This is a genomic window from Mesorhizobium sp. M0968 (genome assembly GCF_040319065.1).
Taxonomy (GTDB): domain Bacteria; phylum Pseudomonadota; class Alphaproteobacteria; order Rhizobiales; family Rhizobiaceae; genus Mesorhizobium.
The window spans coordinates 1-21031 of sequence record NZ_JAMYNL010000007.1; the positions used below are offsets into that span (position 1 = coordinate 1).

Sequence of the window (21031 nt, forward strand, 5' to 3'; positions counted from 1 at the left end):
TGTTTGAGATCTCAACGAACTCATTCTGGCACATCCGATGCCGTCGGGCGCCGTCCACCCCATCATGCCGTGACCTAAGCCGAAGGGTGCAGCGAAACAGAATTCTGCACCGCTGCAGCGCTCTGATGTAGCGGCATGGATCCTGGGATCTGCGCCGCGTCGCTTCGCTCCTTGCTTGCCCCAGGATGACGAAACGACGGGCGCCTCGGCCGATCTCCAAAGTGTACGATCCGCCCGCGCAAAACCGTCCAAATGTCAACCTTCCGCGCCCAGGGAACCTAGTGAACCGCCGCGTACATGATCTTCTCCTCCGTCGCTTCCACCGGCGAGAACTCCTCGACGATGCGGCCTTGCCGGCAGACCAGGATGCGGTCGGACAGGTTCATGATCTCCGGCAGGTAGGACGAGATGACGACGACGGCCAGGCCCTCGTCGGCCAGCCGGTTGATGATCTGGTGGATCTCGGCGATGGCGCCGACATCGACGCCGCGCGTCGGCTCGTCGAAGATGACGATGCGCGGCTTTTGCACCAGCCCCTTGCCGATCACCACCTTCTGCTGGTTGCCTCCGGAAAGCTCGATCACGCGCGCATTATCGTTGATCGCCTTGACGTTCAGCGTCCTGGTCCATTCGGCAGACAGCGCCCGCATCTCCTGCGCGTTGATTACCCAGCTCTTTTCCCGCCCCGCCGCCAAAAAGCCGCCGAACAGGTTCTCGGCGACGTCCATCGTCTCGAAAATCCCCTCGCTCTTGCGATCTTCGGTGACATAGACGATGCCGTCCGCCACCGCCTCGCTCGGCACGAGATAGCGCACCGGCCGGTCGTCCAGCTCGATGGTGCCGCCGCGCAGGAAATCGCGCTTGTAGATGCCGGAGACGATCTTGAATGTCTCGGTGCGGCCCGAGCCGATCAGCCCGAACACGCCGGTGATCTGGCCCTCGAAGATCGAGAAGGAATTGTTGCGCACGACATTGCTCATCGAGATGTCCTGCACCGACAGCACCTTCTTGCCGGCCTTGCGCAGCCTGGTCTCGTCGCGCTGGCTGTAGAGCTGCCCCGACAGCGTGCGCCCGACCATCGCCGCGACGATCCTGTCGCGATCGAAGGCGGCGGTATCGTCGGTGATCACCAGCTCGCCGTCGCGCAGGATGGTGATGCGGTCGGCGATATCAAGCGCCTCCTCGAGCGCATGGCTGATGAAGACGATCGACACGCCCCTTGCCTTAAGCCGGCGGATCAGCGCGAAGAAGTGCCGCTTTTCCTCTGGCGTCAGCGTCGCCGTCGGCTCGTCGAAGATGATGATCTCGGCATTGTGGTGGACGGCGCGCGCGATCTCGACCATCTGCCGCTTGGCGGCGCCCAGCGTCGCCACCATGGCATTGGGGTCGACGGGAAAATTCAGCGACTGCAGGAACTGCTGCGCCGAGATATAGGTGCCGCGCAGCCGGTTGAGAAAGCGCTCCGTGCCGAGGTAGAGGTTCTGCGCCACCGTCATCGACGGCACCAGGCTGGTTTCCTGGAACACCATGGCGATGCCGGCTTCAAGTGCCGCATGCGGCGAGGCGTAGGCGATCTCCTGACCCTTGTGGAACATCGTTCCCGATGTCGCGTCGACAACGCCGGCGATGATCTTGGTCAGCGTCGATTTTCCAGCACCATTCTCGCCGAGCAGCGCGTGGATCTCGCCCTTGCGCAGCTCGAAGCTGACATTCTTCACTGCGGGAACACCGCGATAGGTCTTGGTCACGTTCTCCAGGCGGACGATCGGCTCCATCAGCGATGCCCTCCTGAAGTCAGATCGATGGCCAGCAGGCAATCGCCGCCTTTCGAGGCAATGAACAGGCGACCGTCTGTCTCCGCCACGCTGCAGATGCCGTGGCGCGTGCCGTTGGCGCGGCTGTGCAGGCTGAATTGCGGCCGCATCTCCCGATCGAGCCTGACCACCAGCCCGTAGGAGCGGCTCGGCGACCACGGCTTGTGGATGCCCATGGTGCGGATGCCGCCGCATTGCAGCGGCTCGAGGAAGCTGCGGTTGGAGGCGAGTGCCGGCGCGATCCAGTGTTGCGGCGACACTTGCGCCAGCATGTCGTTCCGATAGTGCGTTTCCTGCAGCACGAATTCGATCAGACGGTTGCGGGGCGCAAACAGCGCCAGCCAAGCACCGCCATCGGCGGCGGGCGATAGCCGCGCGGGATAGCCGGGCAGATGCGCCAGCGTGGTCGAGCGGCTGCCTGTCGCGCTGTCGAAGCGGACAAGTTGGTGCCGCCAGCTCTCGCTGACCAGCACATCCTTGCCGGCAGGATGCAGCCCATAGGGAAAGGCGATGTCGCCGACGAGCTTGTGGAATTCGCTGCCTGCCGGATCGCGCTTCCACAGCGAACCCGACGCACCCTTCTTCATCAGATCGGCGGCCCATTGCGACGGCGCGTGTTCGGCCGAGCCATTGGCCAGCCAAAGCGTGCCATCTTCTGCGTATGCGAGTGCCGTTATGCAGCGGATCTCGGCCGGCAGGGCGGCCTCCTTGCCTGCAATCAGCAGCCTGCCGCTTTCGAGCCCGACCGTCAGTTCGCCGGCGGGCGAGCGCGCGAGCGCGATGACGGCGGCCGGAAATGTCTCGACCAGAACAGGCGCGTCACCGGCGGCGACCGTGTAGATGGCATTGCCGCTGGAAACCAGCAGCCGGCCGTCGGCGACCAGCAGATTATCGGGCTCTAGCAGTTCGGCGAAGGCCGCAACATCGTCCAGCAGCGTGTTCGGCCTGAAGGCACCGTCAAGCGGCGGGATCGTAACCGCCTTGCCGCGGAAGATGTCGAGGATCGGGTCCAGCATCATGGCTTGGCACCCCAGTAGGAAGCGGGGCTGGTCCAGTTCGGGTCGGCGCCGGCAATCCTGTAGCGGCCGATGCGGTTGTTGAGGATGCCGCCGACGAACAGAAAACCCTTGTGCTCGCGCATCGAAGTCACCATCGGATGCGCGGCGCCCGACAGGTCGCCCATCGCCTCGACGATGCCGCCCTTCTCGTTGAATTTTACCACACCGCCGGTGTTGATGTTGGGGAACAGCCATTCGTCCTGCGGCAGCCGGCGCGTCATGCGCTTGCGCATGTCGGGATGGCGCAGCGACAGGTCGAAGCTCGGCGTGCGCATGCCGAGCCAGGCCATCCAGTAATTGCCGTCGGAGGCACGGTTGATGTTGTCGGGGTAGCCAGGCATGTCGCGGATGACGCATTCGGCAACGCCCGCCTTCGGCCCTTCCAGCCAGTAGCGGTGCACGCGGCAGGCCCAGCTCTCGGCGAAGAACAGCGACTTGCCGTCATGCGCCATGCAGACGCCGTTGGTGTAACGGTAGCCGTCGAGCAATGTCTTGGTCGAACCGTCCTTCGGATCATAGACAAGCAGCCGCCCGGTGGCGCGGTTCTCGATCGAATCCAGCGCCCAGTCGTGCGCGTCATAGCGCTTGGTGGAATCGGTGAAGTAGATGCGGCCGTCCGGCGCGATGTCGCAATCATTGGGGTCGCGCAGCCGCGCATCGTCGACGATCGAAGTCCAGGAGCGCGACGTTTCCGCCGAAAGCCGCTTCACCTCGCGCTGCGGCGAGACCGAATAAAGCCCCATCGCGCCAACGCAGCTGATCAGATTGCCTGTCTTGTCGAAGGCCAGGCCGAGCGGAAAGCCGCCAATATGGGCAAAGACCTCCGAGCGTTTGTAGTCCGGCGCGAAGAAGCGGACGATCTCGCCATGCCTAGTGCCGCAATAGAGATGGTCGTCGCGGTCGAGGATGACGTCTTCCGGCCCTTCCAGCTCGCCGAGCCCGATATGGTCGGCCTCCGACAATCGGTTGTCGAGTTCGTAAGGGGTGCCCGAACCCGGTGCCGCCGACTGCGTTGCCCCCATCTTCAGGTAGACCGGTGCGACATAGACCTCGTCCAGAACCTTGTGGCGGTTCTTCAGCCAGCGAATGTCGATGGTGACGGCGACGGCCAGCATGATGCCCAGCACCATCTGGTTGGTGCCGGTGCCATAGCCCAGCCGGATCAGCCCGTTGGTCATCGTCAGCACGATGATCGCGCCCATCAGCCCCTTGATCACCGAACCGCGGCCGCCGCCCAGGCTGACGCCGCCGACGACCGCCGCTGTCAGCGCCATGACCTCGAGGTTGAGGCCTGTGCCCGGCCCTGCCCCGCTCAGCCGGCAAGCGATGAGGAAGCCGCCGAGCGAGGCGCAGAAGCCGGAGAACACATAAGTCATGAACACGGTGCGGCGCACGCGGATGCCGGCATTGTGGGCCGAGCGCCGCGACCCGCCTACCGCCTGCACATGCCAGCCGGGCCGCGAGCGCGTCAGCGCGACATGCGTAATAATCGCCAGGATAATCGCCGCCCACACCGCGACCGACAGGCCCCAGAAGGTATCGTCGCCGATGAAGTCCAGCACATCCGATGTGGCATCGGAAAGCTGGACGTCGGCCGCATAGGTGGTGACCAGTATGTCGAACAGCGCCCGCCCGAAGATGAAGGTGACCAGTGTCGTCAGGAAAGCGCGCAGCCTGAAATAGCCGATCAGGTAACCGTTGATCGCGCCGAACAGCAGGCCGGTGGCGATCGAGGCGGCCAGCGCCAGCCACACCGATTGTTCGAGGATGAAGAAGACGAAGACGGCGGAAAAGCAGGACAGCGCGAAGATCGAGCCGACCGAAAGGTCGATGCCGCCGCCAAGCATGACCACCGTCATGCCGGTGACGACCAGCGAGAACTCGCCGAGCTGGCGGGTCGATTCCTGCAGCGACATCGGCTTGAAGAAGCCGGGAATGATCGAACCGAACACGCCGAGCGTCGCCACCAGCGCCAGGAACGGAATGGCGTTGTCGGTCCAGCGTTTGCTCAATATCTCGCCGACGAGATGGTCGGGCACGAGATTGTAGCGCCAGGACTGGAGGCGTTCGCGAAAAGACATCGGTTGCTGCTATTCGAGAGGAAAGGGAAAAAGGGGCCGGGCAGAACAATCGCCTCAGGTTTGCGCTGCCCCTCGCCCTTACCCTCTCCCCGTGTAGAGACGGGGAGAGGGGGTCGCCAGCGTTGGAGCGTATCCCTTCTCCCCGTCACTATACGGGGAGAAGGTGCCGGCAGGCGGATGAGGGGCAGCGCCAAGCTCAGGAAAGCCGGCCTACTTGGCCGCAGCTTGGGCTTGCAGTGCTTTCAAGTCCCAGCAGCTGTCCGGCTTGAGGTCGGCCTTGGTCGTCGCCTTCTCCAGCGTGTAGATGTAGGTGTGCGAGGTGCCGGCCGGCTGGCCGCTCTGCAACAGGAATTTTATGACGGCGTTCATGTCGCCCGACTGGCGGGCAAGATCGGTCATCACCACCGCGCCATAAGTGCCGTCCTGCAGCTTGTCGCAGTCGGCGGTCTTTTCGCCACCGCCGGTGGTGACCAGAAAGACTTTGCCCTCGAGCTTGGCATCGCGGATCGCAGCCGATGCGCCGGTCGCGTCGCCGTCCCAGAAATCGATGATGGCGCAGATGTCGGGGTTCTGCTGCAGCATCGTCGTCGTCACGTTGCGCGAGGTCGTCGCATCCCAGTTGGAGTCCGGCTTGGCCACGACCTTGAAGTCGGGGTTCTTGTCCAGCACCTTCATGATGCCGGCATACTGGTAGAGGCTCGATGAGTTGGCCTGGTCGCCCTGCACCAGCCCGATCTTCTTGGAGGAGTTCGGCCCACAACCCTTGATCGCCGCTTCGGCTTCCAGCTGGCCGAGGCGATCCCAGTCGCTGCCGACAAAGGCATCGGCCGGGAAGTTCGCCGGATTGTCGACCAAAAGCACATAGGTGCCGGCCGCCTGCGCCTTCTTCATCAGCTTGGCATAGGAATTGAGGTCCGGCGAATGGATGATCAGCACGTCCGGCCTGGCGTCCGACGAGATTGCGTCGGTTATCGCCTGCGCGCCGGCATCGACCACCCAGTTCGGGTCACGCGTCTCGAACACGCCACCCCAGGCCTCGACCTCCGTCTTCAGGTAATGCGCCCAGCCCTGTGCCAGGTCGAAGCCCATCGCCATCGGCACCAGCATCACACGCTTGCCCTTGAGCGCTTGCGAATAGGCGGCCGGACCCGGATCTTCTGCAGCGAAGCCCGGCGCCACGAAGGCGGAGATGGCAAGCGCTGCCGCGGCAGCCATAAATGTCCTGATGATTTTCATGTCACATCCTCTGGTTTGGTATGTCGTTCGCGGCCGGCCCCAACCGTTCGCGTCAGTCTAAATGTCGCCTTGCTGCGCGGTCTGCTCGTCGCGCGGATTGATGAACCCATCGACGATGATCGCCGCCAGCAGGATCGCGGCCTTGATCAGGTTCTGATAGAGCAGCGGAATGTCGATGATGGTCATGGCATTGAGCAGGATGCCGATCAGCGCGGCACCCACCAGCACGTTGCGCACCCCGCCCCGCCCGCCCGACAGACCGATGCCGCCGATCACCGCCACCAGCACGATGTCGTAGAGCAGCGTGGAATTGACGATGCGGGTGTTGATTGAATGCAGGCTGGCGGCGGTGAGCAGGCCAGCCACCAGCGAGACCAGGGCCGACAGCACGTAGCGCAGCACCAGCATCGGGCGCACTGGAATGCCGATATTGCGCGCCGCGACCGGGTTGTCACCGGCGAAATAGACGTAGCGGCCCCATTTGGTGTAGCGCAGGAACAGGAAGAAGGCGAAAGCCAGCCCGGCGAAGACAAACACCTCGACCGGGATGTCGAGGAAACGCAGCCCGCCCAGAAGCTCGACCCAATGGCCGGGCGGCACCGGCACGGCGTCCTGCGTGATCAACTGTGAACGCACATAGCCGAAGACGAAGGACGCGGTCGCCAGCGTCACGAAGATCGCCGGGACCTCGGCGTAGGCGACCAGGAGTCCGTTCAACAGCCCGATGGCGAGAACACCGGCGAGCACATAGGCGAAGGCCAGCCCGTCGGATGTTCCCGAATTCAGCAGTTGCAGATACCAGGCGACCGACATCGCCATGATCGCCACCGCCGACAGGTCGATGCCTCTGCCGATAATGACGACCGCCATGCCGAGCGCCAATATTCCCAGCACCGAGACCGAGCGCACGATGGCAACGAGATTGTTCGAGTTGATAAACCCAGGCAGTCCGATGGCGGCGGCAATGAACAGCACAACCGCGATGGCAAAGACAATGCCCTCCTGGTTCAGGCTTCTCCAGTTTAGCCAGCCGGTCGCGTTCATTGCCCGCTTTCACCCGCGATGGCTACGCCCTGCTCCCTCTGCGGCCATCGAAACGAAAGCTAATCGGCTCAAGACCAATTCGTCAAATGAATCCGCGCATTGCAGGCCGGCTTGCGAGGAAATTCCGCAGTTGGACAAACCGATTGGCGAGGCTGGCGCAATGCCGGGAACTCAAGCTGTTTTGCAATTGATCGCGCCGATCGGACCGCCGGCAAAGGTTTGCTCCGGAACGAGCGAAGCAGGCATAATTTATGTCCGCGATTGCCGCTGGATTCCTGCGTCAAATCCGCAATTGGTTGGCGCGTTGCAGATGCCGCACCGCCAGCCAGCCGACCAAAATGCCCGTGCCGAGCAGTGCCACGGTCGGCAACACACCCTCTTGCGGATGCGCGATGCGCTCGAGGCCATAGAGCATCGCGGCGAGCCCCACCGAGGTCAGCAGGAAGCCCGGCCAGTCGAGCGGCTTGGCTCCGGCTTCGCGGTCGCCGGGAATGAAGCGGGCGACCAGTGCCAAACCGGCAACGCCAAGCGGGATGTTGATGAAGAAATTCCAGTGCCAGGAGAGATAAGTGGTGATGAAGCCGCCAAGCACCGGCCCGACCACCGGCGCAAACAGCGCCGGCCAGGTGATCAGCGCCGTGGCGTTGAGAAGCTCGGATTTCGGCGCGTTGCGCAATACCAGGATGCGGCCGACCGGCGTCATCAGCGCGCTGCCCAGGCCCTGAACCGCGCGTGCGGCGACGAACTCGGCCAAGTTCTGTGAGATGCCGCAAACGAGCGAGGCCAATGTGAACAGGGCGATCGCCACGAGGAAGATGTTGCGCGCGCCAAAACGGTCGGCAACCCAGCCGGACAGCGGCACGAACACCGCCATGGTCAGCATATAGACGGTGATGCCGATGCTCATCGCCACCGCCGGCACGCCGAAGGATTCTCCCATCTGCGGCAGCGACGTCGAGATGATGGTCGAATCCAGAAGCTGCATGAAGAAGGCGACGGCGACGATCAGCGCCACCCGCCGGGCTTGCCGCGCCGCCGGCGCGGTTTCGGGCAAGGCTTTGTTTTCGGGAATGGCGGTCATGCACAGAACTGTCCGAAGGGGAATTTTCACCCGCTCCATCGGCAACCGCACAATTATCCGGCAAACCGATGACCCACCGGTTTCAACAGTATCTGGCCGGTGCCGTCCAGACCTGGTTCAACAAACTTTCGTGTGGCATCGCAGCCGGCCATGCGATGACCCGGCGCTGGCGCCGAACCGGCCTTTTACGATCCGCGATGACGCTTCGTGCCGCTGCCGGGGCGTCTTATGCGGCTTCGATCTTCTCCAGGAACAGGCTGAGCTGCTCCGGGTCCATGTGCACGACGTGCCTGTCTTCGGGATAGGCCAGGCTGTTCACATCGGCGACATATTCGGAGAAGGCAGCGATTCGTTCGGCCTGCAGGCGATCGTATTCGGCGGCGAAATTGCGATAGACCTTGGAATGGCGCGGCATGTGGCCACGGTTCTGGCCGAGGATGTCGTCGGCGAACAGATACTGCGCGTCACAGCCGGTGCCCGCTCCCATCGACAGCATGATCAGCGACGTGCGTTCCGAAATCGCCTTGGCCACCTCGACCGGCACCACCTCGATCTCGGCGCCGATCGCGCCGGCGGCCTCCAGTTGCTTCACCGCCTCGAACACCTGCATGGCGGTATCGGCGGTCTTGCCGACAGCCTTGAAGCCGCCCGTCCAGGTGGCGCGTGACGGGATGAGGCCGACATGGCCGATCACCGGAATGGCATCGTCGGCCATCCGCTTGATGGTGGCGTACCCGGCGCTGCAATAGACCGCATCGGCGCTGGCCTTGTAGAGCCGGAACGCCCAGCGGACGAAATCATCGGCGGTGCCGATTTCGAAGAAATTCTCGCCCGGCATGGTGAACAGGCTGGGTGCCGCATCGCGGTATTGCGGATTGAGTACCAGCTCCGGCGGCACCGAGACGATATCGACGCCGGCGCGTTCGGCGGCCTCGGCCTCGTCCATCGTCAGCACGCGCAGCATCGTCAGCTGCCGCTTGCCCTTCATGGCACGCAGATCTGCGACGGTCGGTCTTTTCCGGCTCATGGATTTTGGTCCCCTTTGCTACGTGACAGAAGGCCGGTCAGGCGATCTGGATCATCACCTTGCCAGCTTCGACCTTGACTGGATAGGTCGCGAGATTGACGCAAACGGGAGCGCCCTTCGCCTGCCCGGTCTTATAATTGAAGCGGCCATTGTGCTTGGGGCATTCGATGATGTCGTCCATCACAAGCCCATCGGCCAGATGCGCCTTCTCATGCGTACAAAACCCATCGGTGGCGAAGAATTCATCGTCCGGCGAACGGTAGATCGCGAAGGTGCGGCCGCCATGGTCGAAGCGGATGACATCTTCCTCTTCGACATCGTCCACGGCGCACGCTTCGACCCAATCGGCCATCTCTATCTCTCCTGAAATTTCTGCGTTGCGCTTGTGCGCAGTACCTACTCAGCCGCTGCCGACATGTTCACTTCGTGGAATTCGCCACGATAGGGCCGTGCGGTTGGCGGCAGTTCGCGCTTGAGGAAATAATCCTCGTATTTGAGCTGCCTGAGCAGGACAGGCCAGACCTCGCGATAGGCATGCCATATCGACGGGTTCGGCTCCGGCAGATCGTGCTTGATCAGTTCATGCAGCCTGGGCAGCGCGTGATAGGGCACCATCGGAAACATGTGGTGCTCGACGTGGTAGTTCATGTTCCAGTAGATGAACCGGCTGATCGGGTTCATGTACACGGTACGGGTGTTGAGCCGGTGATCGACGACGTTGTCGGCCAGACCGATGTGCTGCAGCAGGCCGGTCATCACCATGTGCCAGGTGCCGTAAAGGCGCGGCACGCCGATAAGCACCACCGGCACCCACGACTGCAGGTAGAGGGCGAGTGCTATCGTGGCGATGTAGATGGCAATATGCCAGCGCGCCGCGATGACAGCCTTGTGCTGTTCCATCTCGGGAACGTAGCTTTTCTCGTCGGGCGTCAGCTTGCCGAACGCCTGGCGTACCAGTGCCGGAAGCGAATAGCGAAAATCGAGGATGCCGGTGAAAGCCAGCGCCGCACGCAAAAGGTCCGGCGGGCGCATCACGGCGATCTCGGCGTCGCGGCCGACGATGATGGTATCGGTGTGGTGGCGGGCATGGCTCCAGCGCCAGGTCACCGGGTTGCGCATCAGCATGAAGCTGGCGATCTGGTAGACGACATCGTTCATCCAGCGCGTGCGGAAGGCAGTGCCATGGCCGCATTCGTGCCAGCGCGAGTCGCTGGACGAGCCGTAGAGCACGCCGTAGACGAAGAAGAACGGCACGCACCACCAGGTACCCCAGAAATAGATGGCGCCGGCGGCGGAGCCGAGGATGGCGACGATCCAGATGATCGTGTCGCGGATCGCCGGACCGTCTGAGCGCTGCATCAACTCCTTGATCGCCTTGCGGGGGACATCCGTGTGGTACCACTCCGCCGAGGCCAGTCCCGTCTCGATCGCCCTGCGCGTGCTTTCGCCGACCAGGCTGTAATCGCGCTTTACCGTGCCAGCCATTGTGACCTCCAATTCCCGATCGGCCGCGAACCCTCCCCGCTCCGGCCGGAACCAGCCTCCCAACTGGTGTCCCGTGTCGTCTTCGCCATTATCACGACCTGCCTCCAAGAACAGGAAAACGGCCCGACGGCTGCGGATAATCCTGCTGCGGCTGCCTGGCGATTGCAGCGATCCGGCTTTCGGCGGCGGCGATCTCGCCGGCGCCGTCGAGGACCCGGAACGCCGCATCGTAGGAGCGGCTCTCGCCATGCTCCAGCCAGATCATCTCGCCGCGTTCGCGCGCCGCCAGATTGCCCAGCACATGATGCGTCGACGGCTCGATGCCCAGCGCGTACTGCCCGGCCTGGAAATTCTGCCATTGATAGGCGCAAGGCAACTGGTCCTTGCGCGTGACCACCTCGAAGCCGAGGCCGAGCCTGTCGTTGACCACCGCCACCGGGACTTCGCCGGTGCTGTCGGCGCCGAGTTCATGCTGCCAGACCTGTTCCTTGAATCCCGGTTGCGGCGCCGGCACCGTGCGGTAGCCGACCTTCTGCGCTTCATAGCGCTCGCCGGCATGCCCGGCCCAGACGACGTCGCGGATCGGCGCCAGGTAGCGCGATCCCTCGTCGAGCACCGGATGACTGACATTGATGTGGTAGAAATACATATGCGGCGTACGGTTGAAACCGTGATTGACGACACGGTCCGAAAGCCGGATCTCGTTGCCGCCGACATCGGCCTCGATCCGCCGCAGCAGGTGCAGATCCTCGCCGAATACAGTCGATTGCTGGACGATGCCTTCGGCCCACAACACGCAGCGGTCGCCGTCCCAGGTCTCGCCATAGCCGGTCAGCCGCGCCGGAATGGTGCTAACACGGCCGTGCAGCGAATGGCGTACCGTCTTCTTCGGCGGGTAGTTGTAGGTGTCGGCGGGTACCTCGTTCATGAACAATATATGGTCGAGGCCGCAGGTCAGCAGAAGGCCGGAAAACGACCGCGCCCAGGCCAGCCCCTCCTCGCCTTCGTATTCGTGCAGGCCGGGATGGCGAAAGCCGCTCGGCGAATGCCAGCCGATCGCCTGGCCCCTGAAGTCGCAATCGGCGATATCGAGCGCCCGGTCGACCAGCGCGGTGAAGCGCAGGCCGGAGCCGGTGCGGAATTCGAGCATGCGGATGCCGCGCTCGACGCCGTCGCCAAGCGTCATCAGCCGCACGCCGGCGAACTGCGACAGCATGCCCGAGCGTTCCGAGACCTGCCGGCGCGACAGCGTTTTGCCGTAAAGCTCTACCATGTGACGGCCAGTTCTTTCACTTTGCTCCCGTCCTTCACTTCGCTCTCGTCTCCTTGAGCAGGGCCGACATGTCGGCACCGGTGATGATGCTTTCCACGGTCAGCAGATCGGTATCGGCGACCGTCTGCTCGGCGACGATCTCGCCGCGGCGCATGACGATGATGCGATCGGCGACCTGGAAGACGTGATGGATGTTGTGGGTGATCAAAAGCACCGAGTGACCGGCGTCGCGCACTTCCTTGACGAAGCGCAGCACGCCGTGCGTTTCCTCGACGCCGAGATTGTTGGTCGGCTCGTCGAGGATGATGACCTTGGCGGCAAATTGCATGGCACGCGAAATGGCGATCGATTGGCGCTCGCCGCCCGACAGCGTGCTGACCAGTGCATCGGCGTCGAGTTTCTTCGAGATGCCGACGCGCTTCAAAAGCGCCGAGGCGGCATCGCGCAATTTGGCAAGATCGAGCGGCGCGAACACGCCCAGCCATTTGAGATTGACCGGCTCGCGGCCGAGGAAAAGATTGCGCGCGATGCTGAGGTCGGGCGCCAGCGAGGTGTCCTGGTGGATGGTCTCGATGCCGAGATCCATCGCGTCGCGCGTCGAGCGGATGGAGACCTTCTGGCCGCGCACATAGATCTCGCCGCGATCGACCGGAAACACGCCCGAGATCGCCTTGATCAGCGTCGATTTCCCGGCGCCGTTGTCGCCGAGCAAGGCCACCACTTCGCCCTCGTTGAGCGCGAAGGACGCGTTCTTCAGGGCGCGGACGCTGCCGAAGGATTTTTGCAAATTCTGCAGCCGAAGCACTTCCATGATCAGCTCCTGGCGGCGTTCTTCTGCAGCAAAGCGTGCAGGATGAGCATGGCAAGGATGATGACCCCGACGAAGATGTTGTAGGCGAGCCCAGGCACGCCGATCAGCACGATGCCGTTGCGGATGCTGCGCAGCATCAGCGCGCCGACGATGGTGCCTAAAATGGTGCCGCGTCCACCGGTCAGCGCGGTGCCGCCAACCACCACCATGGCGATCACTTCGAGCTCGTAGCCGGTGCCGGCCACCGGCGAGGCGGCAGAGATGCGGAAGGCGCTGATCATGCCGGCGAGACCGGCCAGCACCGAGGTGAGGATGAACAGCCAGATCTTGACCGCATCGGCCGGCACGCCGCGCGCTACGGCGGCGTTACGGTTCGAGCCGATAGCGCTGATCCAGTTGCCGAGCTTGGCGTAGTGCAGCACATAGATCGCCAGTAGCGACAGGCCGATGAACCACCACAGCGAGGTATAGAAACGGAACGTTCCGATATTGAAGCTGCCGGCCAGCAGCGTCACGAAGAAGCCTGGCTGGTTCCAGGATTTCAGCGGAAAGCCTTGGGTGATGTAAAGCGCTGCCCCACGCACGACGAGCAACATCGACAGTGTCACCAGGAAGGACGAGATGCCGATCTTGGTGACGATCAGGCCGTTGATCGCCCCGATCGCTATGCAGAGCAGCAGGCCGGCCAACAGCGCGACGCCAATATCAAAGCCGCCGTTCTGCACCAGCAGCATGACCACGACCGGCGCTAGCCCGAACACGGCACCGACCGAAAGGTCGAACTCGCCCGCCGTCAGAAGCAGCGTCATGCCGAGGGCGATGATGCCGAGCTCGGGCAGGAACGCCATCATGTTGGAGATGTTGAGCGGCGACAGGAAATTGGCGTCGGCGATCGCGAACACCGCCAGCAGGACAATCAGGATGACGAGCGAAGAGAACTGTGGCGAGCGCATCAGGCTCGACCTGCGTTTGGCACGCGGCATTTCCTCTTCTGCGGCAATTGTCATGACTGTTTCGACCATATCTCAGGGTGACGCCCGCCGCCTGCGCGGCGAGCGTCAGTTCCAATCACTTGTTGTAGAGTTTCAGGATCGGTTCGACGCTCGACGCGTCGTAGAGGCTGAACGTGTGGATGTCGTAGCCGATCGGTTCGCCAGCGGCGGCCAACCCGAGCAGCGCCACCGGCATGAAGCCCTGCGCTGACGGGAACTGCCAGGCAGCCGCGTTGATGAAGCCGGACTTCACTGACTCGGCCGTTTCCTTCGAATTGCCCCAGCCGACGACCGGGATTTTGCCGGCCGGCACGCCGGCGCCGTCGAACACCCGCTTGACGCTGGCCGCGACGGAATCGCCGAGCGCGATGATCGCCGGCGGGTTGTTGGCGACCATGTAGTCGGTCATCTTGGCGATGATGCCGGCCGGATCGGTGCCGCAATCGACCACATCATATTTGATGCCGAGCGGATCGAAGACGCTGGCGATGCCTTCGGTCTCGAGCTGCTGGTAGCTGGCGCCCGGCACTTCGACCGGCAGGAACACCTTGTCGCCCTGCTTCACCATCTTGTGGTCGACCAGATATTTCGCCCAGATGACACCGGCCTCCTTGAGATCGGCGCCGACATAGGCCTGCCGGCCGGTTGCCGGATCGTCGGTGTTGAAGAACACGATCGGGATACCGGCCGCCTTGGCTGCCTTGACCTCCTCGGTCCACAGGCCGGGCTGCGCCGAGGTCGTGGCGATGCCGTCCGGCTTGGCGGCGAGTGCCGAGTTGAAGGCCTCCTTCTGCGCCGCCATGTCGCCACCGCTGAACGAGATCTTGCAGGTCACCTTGAGCTGGTCGCAGGCCTTGGTGGCGCCGGCATTCCAGTCGATCCAGAAGGCATCCGACGGGCCGCCATGCGACAGCAGGTAGAACGTCTTCTGAGCGTCCTGCGCCAGCGCCGGCGTACCCAGCGCCACACCGGCGAGAACGGTCGCCGCGGCAGCGATTTTCAACGCGAATTTCAACATTTCTCTTCCTCCCTTGTTTCGTAGCCGAACCGCGCCATCACAGTCCGTTGGCGCGGAATTTCCCGTCGAGGAATTTCTTGGCGCGCGGCACGTCGTCTTCCGAAAGATGCTCGATGATGACCGGGATGTTCGGGTGCTTTTCGGCCAGCCGCTTGAGATAGAGGTCGTAGTTCAGCGAACCGAGACCGGGCGCCGGCAGCTCGATCTCGCCGACGCCGCGGAAAGTGTGGCTCTCCAGCGCGTCCTCGTCGCCGATGTCGGCGTGCTTCTCCGACTTGTCGCCGCCGGAGCGTTTGACGTCCTTGGCGTGGGCTATCTTGATCTTGTCGGTCAGCGTGTCGAACACCTGGTTCAGGATCTGGTCCATCCTGTCGATGTTGTGCGTTTCGAAATAGTTGGTCGGGTCCATCAGCAGGCCGAGGCCTGGGTGGTCGACCTGCGCGAACATCCTCACCGTCTCCTCGACCGAGCCGACGACATTGTTGACATAGGTCTCGAGCAGGAAGACCGCGCCGTGGTCATAGGCGGTCTGGGCAAGGTCGGCGATGACCTTGCGGCATTCCTCAAAACCTTCCTCGGTCTTGTTCTTCGGGTGATGCACCCAGTCGGACTCGGTGTTGTAGGTACCGGTTTCCGAGATCACGTAAGGGGTGCCGAAATGGCGTGCGTTGCGGATGATCTCCTTCAAATAGCCGACGCGCCTCTCGCGCTCGCCCATATCCGGATGGATGATGTTGGTGTAGCCCGATACGCAGCAGATCGGCAGATTGTGGTCGCGGAACGTGTCGCGGACAGTCTTGGCCTTGTCCCTGGTGATCTGTCCGGCGGAAAGGTCGATATCCCTGAAATGCAGGTCGAGCTGCACGGTGTTGAAATCGAGCGCACGGATCTTCTGCGCGGTCTCCTTGAGGCCATACGGGAAATAACCCGTGAAAATACCTGCCTGCATCATGGTGTGAAGTCCTCCCTGTAAGTGATTCAGTCAGTTGATATTTCGGAAAGTTTGACTGTCCGGCCCTTGTCGATCGAACGATAGCCGGCTTCGACCAGCGCCATAGTCTTGACGTTGTCGGCGACCGACAGCGCCGGCGGCTCGCCCGTCTTGACCGCGTGCTGGAGCTGCTCCATGACGCCGATAAAAGCATGCGGGAACCACATCGTGTCCCAGCTGGGTGTCACCCATTCACCACCGGTGGTCTCGGTCGAGGCATAGGTCAGCGTCGAGGCAGCGCCAGTCGGCCAGCCGATGGTACCCTTGGCGACGCCCTTGGTGCCGTCGACGCGCCAATTGATGTGCTGGTCGTCCTTGTAGCCCTCCTGGCGCGGCCCGGACCAGACATCCTCCAGCGATACGGCGAGCACGCCGGACGGGAACTTGATCGTCGACACGGTGATGCCGTCCGAATGGTCGAAGCGGGTGCGCGGGTCCTTGCGGGTCAGGGTGGTGATCTCCAGGGGATCGCCGAACAGGAAGCGCAATACGTCGAGATGGTGGACGCTCATATTGGCGAGCGTCAGCCGGTCATAGTCCTCGAGGAAGCTCTGCCAGTGCGGGATCGCATGCATGTCGATCTGGGCGAAAACGATGTCGCCGAGCGCGCCGCTGTCGATGATCTGCTTCAAGACGCGCATCGACTGGTCGTAACGCATGTTCTGGTTGACCGAGAGGATCTTGTCGGCCTTGGCCGCCTCGTCGCGGAGTTTGACGGCCTCTTCAAGGGACAGCGCCAATGGCTTCTGCGCCAGGATCGCCTTGATATGTGCTTGCTTCAGCGCATGGCGGATCAGCGCCGGCTGCTGGTCGGGCGGAAAGGCAAGGTCGATGATCTCGACGTTCTTGTCCTCGATGAGCTGTTCCGGCGTGTCGTGGACGGTTGGGATATCCCAGCGTTTGGCGACCTTCTCGGCGCTGGCCTTGGTCCGCGAGGCAATCGCCACCACGGGGAAACCGGCTTCCTTATAGGCGGCAAGGTGACATTCGGCCATGATCATGCCGGCGCCGACGCAGCCGATCCTGTATTCCCTGGTACGGACTTCAACGTCCGGCTCGAAGCCGTTGCCCACCATTTCTTGGCTTGCCATATGTTCCTCCCGAAGCTCGTTCCTTGCAGCCGCCGTCATCGTGCCAGCGCTCCCCCGCTCTGTCCGAAATAATGCACCCTGCCCGGCTCGCAGGATATCGCCACCATCGCGTCCGGCCTGATGTCTGGCTGGCCGCGCAACAGCGCCCGCAGACGCGCCTGCCCGGCGGCGAGCGTCACAACGGTGTAGCCGCCGAGCGGCTCGACCTCGAACACTCGCGCCGGGCGGCCCGCGCCCCCCTCCGACCAGGCCTTGACCTTGATGTCTTCCGGCCTGAGTCCAATTTCCACGGCATCGGCCGGGGCGCCGGCATCCGCGATGCGGACTGTGCCTTCCGCCGCCTCTACGCCTTCCGCGCCGTGCACCGACTTCAATATGTTCATCATCGGCGACCCGAGCAGCCGCGCCACATAGGTGCTGGCCGGCCGGTCATAGATCTCGGCCGGCGCGCCGATCTGCCTGATCTTGCCGTTCTCCAGAATGGCCATTCGGTCGGCGACCGACATCGCTTCTTCCTGGTCGTGCGTGACATAGATCAGCGTCTTGCCGAGCTCGCGCTGGATGCGCTTCAGCTCGACCCGCGTTTCCTCGCGCAGCCGGGCGTCGAGCGCCGAAATCGGGTCGTCCATCAGATAGGCGGCGGGATCCCGTACCAGCGCACGGGCGATCGCCACGCGCTGCCGCTCGCCGCCTGAAAGCTGTGCCGGCGGCTTGTGCAGGATATGGCCGATATGCAGCTTGGCCGCGACGTCGGCGACGCGCTTTTCGATCTCGGCTTCGGCGACCCGGCGTTCGACCAGCGGAAAGCGGATGTTGGCGCGCGCGCTCATATGCGGAAACAGCGCCAAATTCTGGAACACCATGGCGACGTTGCGCTCGGCCGGCGACACCGTGTTGACCGGCTTTCCGCCGATCAGGATCTCGCCCGCGTCCGGGGTTTCCAGCCCGAGCACCAGACGCAGTATCGTCGACTTGCCCGACAGCGGCGGCCCGAAGAAGCAGAAGAACTCATTGTCGTTGACAGTGAACGAGGCGTCGTCGACGGCGAGCGTGTTGCCGTAGCGTTTGGTCACATTGCGGAAGGCGATATTGGCCATGGTCTCAGCCCGCTCTCAAGGCAAGGCCGGTGACGGCGTCGAAGACGCGCACCGCCTCCACCGCAGGTGCGACGACGGCTGTCTGCCCGATCGCCAGCCCGACATCATTGTCGAACACCGCCTTCACCGCAGTCTCGCCGTCGCCAAGGTGGATGATGGTGCGCGCGCCGATCCGCTCGACGAAACTCACCGGCATGGACAGGCCACGGCCGTCTTCAGCCAGCGTCACCTGCTCCGGTCGAAAGCCATAAAACACCTCGCCGCGCATCCTGCGTACGGCATTGGCGATCTCGACCGGCAGCGGCGGTGTCACGCCGAGTGGGCCGAGATCGACGACCAGGCCACGGTCGCTTTCCGCCGGCCAGCCCTTGAGCAGGTTCATGCCCGGCGCGCCGATGAAGCGGGCGACGAAGACATTGGCCGGATCGTTGTAGACTTCCAGCGGCGTGCCGACTTGCTGCAGCACGCCATGGTCCATCACCGCGATGCGGTCGGCCATGGTCATCGCTTCGAGCTGGTCGTGGGTGACGTAGACCATGGTCTGCCGGAACTGCCGCTGCAACTGCTTCAGTTCGGTCCGCATCACCGCCCGGAATGCGGCATCGACATTGGAAAGCGGCTCGTCGAGCAGGAAGATCGCCGGCTCCATGATCGCCGAACGGCCGATCGCCACCCGCTGCAATATGTTTACCGACAGCCTGTCGGCCTTGCGGTCGAGCAGCGGCGTCAGTTGCAGCATCTCGGCAATGGCGCCGACACGGCGGTCGATCTCGGCCTTTGGTGCGCCGCGCATTTTCGGCCCGTAGGCGAGGTTCTGCCGCACGCTCATATGAGTGAAGATCGCATAGTTCTGGAAGACGAACCCGACGCCGCGCCGCCCCATCGGCACGCCGGCCATGTCGCGCTCGCCGAACAGGATCTTGCCGCTGGTCGGCTCTTCCATGCCGGCGATCATGTTCATCGTCGTCGACTTGCCGCAGCCGGACGGCCCCAGCAGCGCCATGAACTCGCCGTCGGCAATGGCCAGGTCCATCGTCTTCAGCGCGATGAAATCGCCAAATTTCTTGACCAGGTTCTGCAGATGGATGGTGCTCATGCCGCCACCTCGCGTACCCGAGCCATGCGTTTCATGGCAAACACCGCGGCGATGGACAGCACGATCAATATGGCCAGCGCGATTGCCGCCACATAGCCCCAGATCAGGTCCTGGGTGGTGAGCTTGTATATGTAAACGGAGATGGTTTCGGTAGCGACGCCAGGACCGCCGCCGGTCATGATGTAAAGCGTGTCGAAGATCTTGAAGTTCTCGATCACCCTGATCGCCAGCGCGATGATGATGATCGTCTTCATCTTCGGCAGCACGATGGTGATGAATCGCTGCCAAGGGTTGGCACCGAGCAGCGTCGCCGCCTTGATCTGGTCCTCAGGCACGCCGACCAGGCCGGCAAGCAGGATCAGGAACATCAGCGGCGTCCACTGCCAGATATCGGCGACCATGACGGCGATGAGCGCCAGCGTCGGGTCCGACAGCCAGGCGATGGTGACGGGAAAGCCTGAGATCGCCGACAGGATGTCGTTGACCGGGCCGCCCGACTGAAACAGCATGAAGAACATGTAGCCGGCCACCGCCGGCACCACCATCATCGGCATCAAGAGGATCGAGTAGAAGATCCGCTTGCCGGGGAACTCGTCCGCAAACAGTGTCGCGAGCGCCAAGCCGAGCAGGAACTCCGCCGGCACGCAGACGATCATGACGATGGCCGTGCGCTTCAGCGCACTCCAGAAGCGCGCATCGGCGGCAAGGTCGGTGTAGTTGGCGAAACTGTTCCACATCGACCAGGCGTTCCACCAGCCGGTGCCCGACAGCGGCGACCAGTCGGTCAGGCTGATGTAGAGCTGCATCAGGAGCGGGAAGACGGCGATGAACAGCACCAGGATCTGCGCCGGCAGCGTCAGCCGGAATCCGAGCTTTGCGCCCTCGTCCGGCAGCACCGACGCCGCTTTGGAGGCTTGCATGTCGCCCTCCGAAATCGTCGCATTCACCGTGCTCATTGCTTGAGCGCCCCGAAGGTCAGCCCGCGCACCAGATGGCGCTGGATGGCGATGCCCATGATGACAGGCGGCACTGCGGCTATCAGGCCGAGCGCCGCCTTGGCGCCGTAGAGTTGGCCGGTCATCGAGGAGGACAGCGAGGCCATGTAGACAGGGACCGTCACCCATTCGCGCGTCGTCAGAAGCAGCGCAATCAGATAGTCCGACCAGTTGAGGATGAAGACGAACAGCGCGGCACTGGCCAGCGGCGCGCGCATCATCGGCAGCGTGATGCGCGTGAAGACGCGCCACCGCGAACAGCCCTCGACCAGTGCCGCCTCCTCGATCTCGCGCGGCATGTCGTCGAAGAAGGTCTTCATCAGCCAGAAGGCGAAAGGCAGCGTGACGATGCCGTAGATCAACGACAGCCCCCACCAGCTGTCGGTGAAATTGAGGAAGGCCCACATGATCATCACCGGGGTCATGACCGCCATCGGCGGAAACAGGCGAAGCTGGATCAGCGCCAGCGGCAGGTTCTGGCCCGAGCCGAAGCGCGACAGACCGTAGGCCGCCGCGGTGCCCGCCGACATGGCGATTGCCGTACCGAATGTGGCCGACAGCAGCGACGACAGGATCGGCTTCAAAGCTGTGCGGTCGAGGGCGACGATCAGACTGTTGGTCGACTCACCGAAGACGAAGCGGAAATTGCTGAGTGTCGGGTTCTCCGGCCACCATGTCAGGTCGGCGCCGGTCGCCGACCATTCGGCGATCGGCTTGAACGCCATCGACACCATCCACAGGATCGGCACCAGCGTCACCGCCATCGCCGCAAGGATCGCGGCATAGCGGAATATCTCGAAAGGAACTGAACGCTTCATCTTGCGGCTTTGCTGGGTCCTTC

18 protein-coding genes and 1 pseudogene are annotated in these 21031 nt (G+C 63.2%); all 19 read right to left on the reverse strand.

What is annotated here, in order from left to right:
* Positions 1-278: 278 nt before the first annotated feature.
* Positions 279-1775: a sugar ABC transporter ATP-binding protein gene (locus NKH67_RS14335; RefSeq protein WP_352503660.1), complete on the reverse strand. Its 1497-nt coding sequence runs from the start codon at positions 1773-1775 to the stop codon at positions 279-281.
* Positions 1775-2833: an SMP-30/gluconolactonase/LRE family protein gene (locus tag NKH67_RS14340; RefSeq protein ID WP_352503659.1), complete on the reverse strand. Its 1059-nt coding sequence runs from the start codon at positions 2831-2833 to the stop codon at positions 1775-1777. The genes NKH67_RS14335 and NKH67_RS14340 overlap by 1 nt, the downstream gene beginning before the upstream one ends.
* On the reverse strand, positions 2830-4953 hold the full coding sequence (locus NKH67_RS14345) for an ABC transporter permease (protein WP_352503658.1): 2124 nt from the start codon (positions 4951-4953) through the stop codon (positions 2830-2832). The genes NKH67_RS14340 and NKH67_RS14345 overlap by 4 nt, the downstream gene beginning before the upstream one ends.
* A gap of 210 nt (positions 4954-5163) precedes the next feature.
* On the reverse strand, positions 5164-6189 hold the full coding sequence (locus tag NKH67_RS14350; protein ID WP_352503657.1) for a sugar ABC transporter substrate-binding protein: 1026 nt from the start codon (positions 6187-6189) through the stop codon (positions 5164-5166).
* Between the two features lie 57 nt (positions 6190-6246).
* Entirely contained in the window at positions 6247-7233 is a 987-nt protein-coding gene (locus NKH67_RS14355) for an ABC transporter permease (protein ID WP_352503656.1), read from the reverse strand.
* Between the two features lie 298 nt (positions 7234-7531).
* A pseudogene (locus tag NKH67_RS14360) lies at positions 7532-8314 on the reverse strand (MFS transporter); the annotation flags it as partial.
* Positions 8315-8540: 226 nt separating this feature from the next.
* On the reverse strand, positions 8541-9341 hold the full coding sequence (locus tag NKH67_RS14365) for a 3-methyl-2-oxobutanoate hydroxymethyltransferase (protein WP_352503655.1): 801 nt from the start codon (positions 9339-9341) through the stop codon (positions 8541-8543).
* Positions 9342-9378: 37 nt separating this feature from the next.
* Positions 9379-9693 (reverse strand): MocE family 2Fe-2S type ferredoxin, encoded by a 315-nt coding sequence (locus NKH67_RS14370; protein WP_023675786.1) that lies wholly within the window; start codon positions 9691-9693, stop codon positions 9379-9381.
* 44 nt (positions 9694-9737) lie between these two features.
* Entirely contained in the window at positions 9738-10826 is a 1089-nt protein-coding gene (locus tag NKH67_RS14375; RefSeq protein WP_352503654.1) for a fatty acid desaturase family protein, read from the reverse strand.
* A 91-nt stretch (positions 10827-10917) separates the two neighbouring features.
* Entirely contained in the window at positions 10918-12099 is a 1182-nt protein-coding gene (locus NKH67_RS14380; protein ID WP_352503653.1) for an aldose 1-epimerase family protein, read from the reverse strand.
* Positions 12100-12133: 34 nt separating this feature from the next.
* On the reverse strand, positions 12134-12916 hold the full coding sequence (locus tag NKH67_RS14385; RefSeq protein ID WP_352474248.1) for an ATP-binding cassette domain-containing protein: 783 nt from the start codon (positions 12914-12916) through the stop codon (positions 12134-12136).
* Complete coding sequence (locus NKH67_RS14390; RefSeq protein ID WP_245274659.1) at positions 12913-13917, reverse strand: ABC transporter permease; 1005 nt, start codon at positions 13915-13917, stop codon at positions 12913-12915. The genes NKH67_RS14385 and NKH67_RS14390 overlap by 4 nt, the downstream gene beginning before the upstream one ends.
* Before the next feature lie 61 nt (positions 13918-13978).
* Entirely contained in the window at positions 13979-14920 is a 942-nt protein-coding gene (locus NKH67_RS14395) for a sugar ABC transporter substrate-binding protein (protein ID WP_023675781.1), read from the reverse strand.
* 37 nt (positions 14921-14957) lie between these two features.
* Positions 14958-15872, reverse strand: a complete 915-nt coding sequence (locus tag NKH67_RS14400) for a sugar phosphate isomerase/epimerase family protein (RefSeq protein WP_292661966.1) — start codon at positions 15870-15872, stop codon at positions 14958-14960.
* Positions 15873-15898: 26 nt separating this feature from the next.
* Positions 15899-16987 carry a Gfo/Idh/MocA family protein gene (locus NKH67_RS14405; protein WP_352452746.1) on the reverse strand — a complete coding sequence of 363 codons (1089 nt, stop codon included), beginning with the start codon at positions 16985-16987 and terminating at the stop codon, positions 15899-15901.
* Between the two features lie 50 nt (positions 16988-17037).
* On the reverse strand, positions 17038-18099 hold the full coding sequence (locus NKH67_RS14410) for an ABC transporter ATP-binding protein (RefSeq protein ID WP_352503652.1): 1062 nt from the start codon (positions 18097-18099) through the stop codon (positions 17038-17040).
* Positions 18100-18103: 4 nt separating this feature from the next.
* Entirely contained in the window at positions 18104-19195 is a 1092-nt protein-coding gene (locus NKH67_RS14415) for an ABC transporter ATP-binding protein (protein ID WP_352503651.1), read from the reverse strand.
* Positions 19192-20151, reverse strand: a complete 960-nt coding sequence (locus tag NKH67_RS14420; protein ID WP_352616465.1) for a carbohydrate ABC transporter permease — start codon at positions 20149-20151, stop codon at positions 19192-19194. Before NKH67_RS14420 ends, NKH67_RS14415 begins: the two co-directional genes overlap by 4 nt.
* On the reverse strand, positions 20148-21008 hold the full coding sequence (locus NKH67_RS14425) for a carbohydrate ABC transporter permease (RefSeq protein ID WP_352503649.1): 861 nt from the start codon (positions 21006-21008) through the stop codon (positions 20148-20150). Before NKH67_RS14425 ends, NKH67_RS14420 begins: the two co-directional genes overlap by 4 nt.
* Positions 21009-21031: the final 23 nt, after the last annotated feature.

What these genes read in the sequence shown, in the direction of transcription:
- NKH67_RS14335 (WP_352503660.1), bottom strand. Translation starts at nt 1,775, where the DNA reads ATGGAGCCGATCGTCCGCCTGGAGAACGTGACCAAGACCTATCGCGGT.
- NKH67_RS14340 (WP_352503659.1), bottom strand. Translation starts at nt 2,833, where the DNA reads ATGATGCTGGACCCGATCCTCGACATCTTCCGCGGCAAGGCGGTTACG.
- NKH67_RS14345 (WP_352503658.1), bottom strand. Translation starts at nt 4,953, where the DNA reads ATGTCTTTTCGCGAACGCCTCCAGTCCTGGCGCTACAATCTCGTGCCC.
- NKH67_RS14350 (WP_352503657.1), bottom strand. Translation starts at nt 6,189, where the DNA reads ATGAAAATCATCAGGACATTTATGGCTGCCGCGGCAGCGCTTGCCATC.
- NKH67_RS14355 (WP_352503656.1), bottom strand. Translation starts at nt 7,233, where the DNA reads ATGAACGCGACCGGCTGGCTAAACTGGAGAAGCCTGAACCAGGAGGGC.
- NKH67_RS14365 (WP_352503655.1), bottom strand. Translation starts at nt 9,341, where the DNA reads ATGAGCCGGAAAAGACCGACCGTCGCAGATCTGCGTGCCATGAAGGGC.
- NKH67_RS14370 (WP_023675786.1), bottom strand. Translation starts at nt 9,693, where the DNA reads ATGGCCGATTGGGTCGAAGCGTGCGCCGTGGACGATGTCGAAGAGGAA.
- NKH67_RS14375 (WP_352503654.1), bottom strand. Translation starts at nt 10,826, where the DNA reads ATGGCTGGCACGGTAAAGCGCGATTACAGCCTGGTCGGCGAAAGCACG.
- NKH67_RS14380 (WP_352503653.1), bottom strand. Translation starts at nt 12,099, where the DNA reads ATGGTAGAGCTTTACGGCAAAACGCTGTCGCGCCGGCAGGTCTCGGAA.
- NKH67_RS14390 (WP_245274659.1), bottom strand. Translation starts at nt 13,917, where the DNA reads ATGACAATTGCCGCAGAAGAGGAAATGCCGCGTGCCAAACGCAGGTCG.
- NKH67_RS14395 (WP_023675781.1), bottom strand. Translation starts at nt 14,920, where the DNA reads ATGTTGAAATTCGCGTTGAAAATCGCTGCCGCGGCGACCGTTCTCGCC.
- NKH67_RS14400 (WP_292661966.1), bottom strand. Translation starts at nt 15,872, where the DNA reads ATGATGCAGGCAGGTATTTTCACGGGTTATTTCCCGTATGGCCTCAAG.
- NKH67_RS14405 (WP_352452746.1), bottom strand. Translation starts at nt 16,987, where the DNA reads ATGGTGGGCAACGGCTTCGAGCCGGACGTTGAAGTCCGTACCAGGGAA.
- NKH67_RS14410 (WP_352503652.1), bottom strand. Translation starts at nt 18,099, where the DNA reads ATGGCCAATATCGCCTTCCGCAATGTGACCAAACGCTACGGCAACACG.
- NKH67_RS14415 (WP_352503651.1), bottom strand. Translation starts at nt 19,195, where the DNA reads ATGAGCACCATCCATCTGCAGAACCTGGTCAAGAAATTTGGCGATTTC.
- NKH67_RS14420 (WP_352616465.1), bottom strand. Translation starts at nt 20,151, where the DNA reads ATGAGCACGGTGAATGCGACGATTTCGGAGGGCGACATGCAAGCCTCC.
- NKH67_RS14425 (WP_352503649.1), bottom strand. Translation starts at nt 21,008, where the DNA reads ATGAAGCGTTCAGTTCCTTTCGAGATATTCCGCTATGCCGCGATCCTT.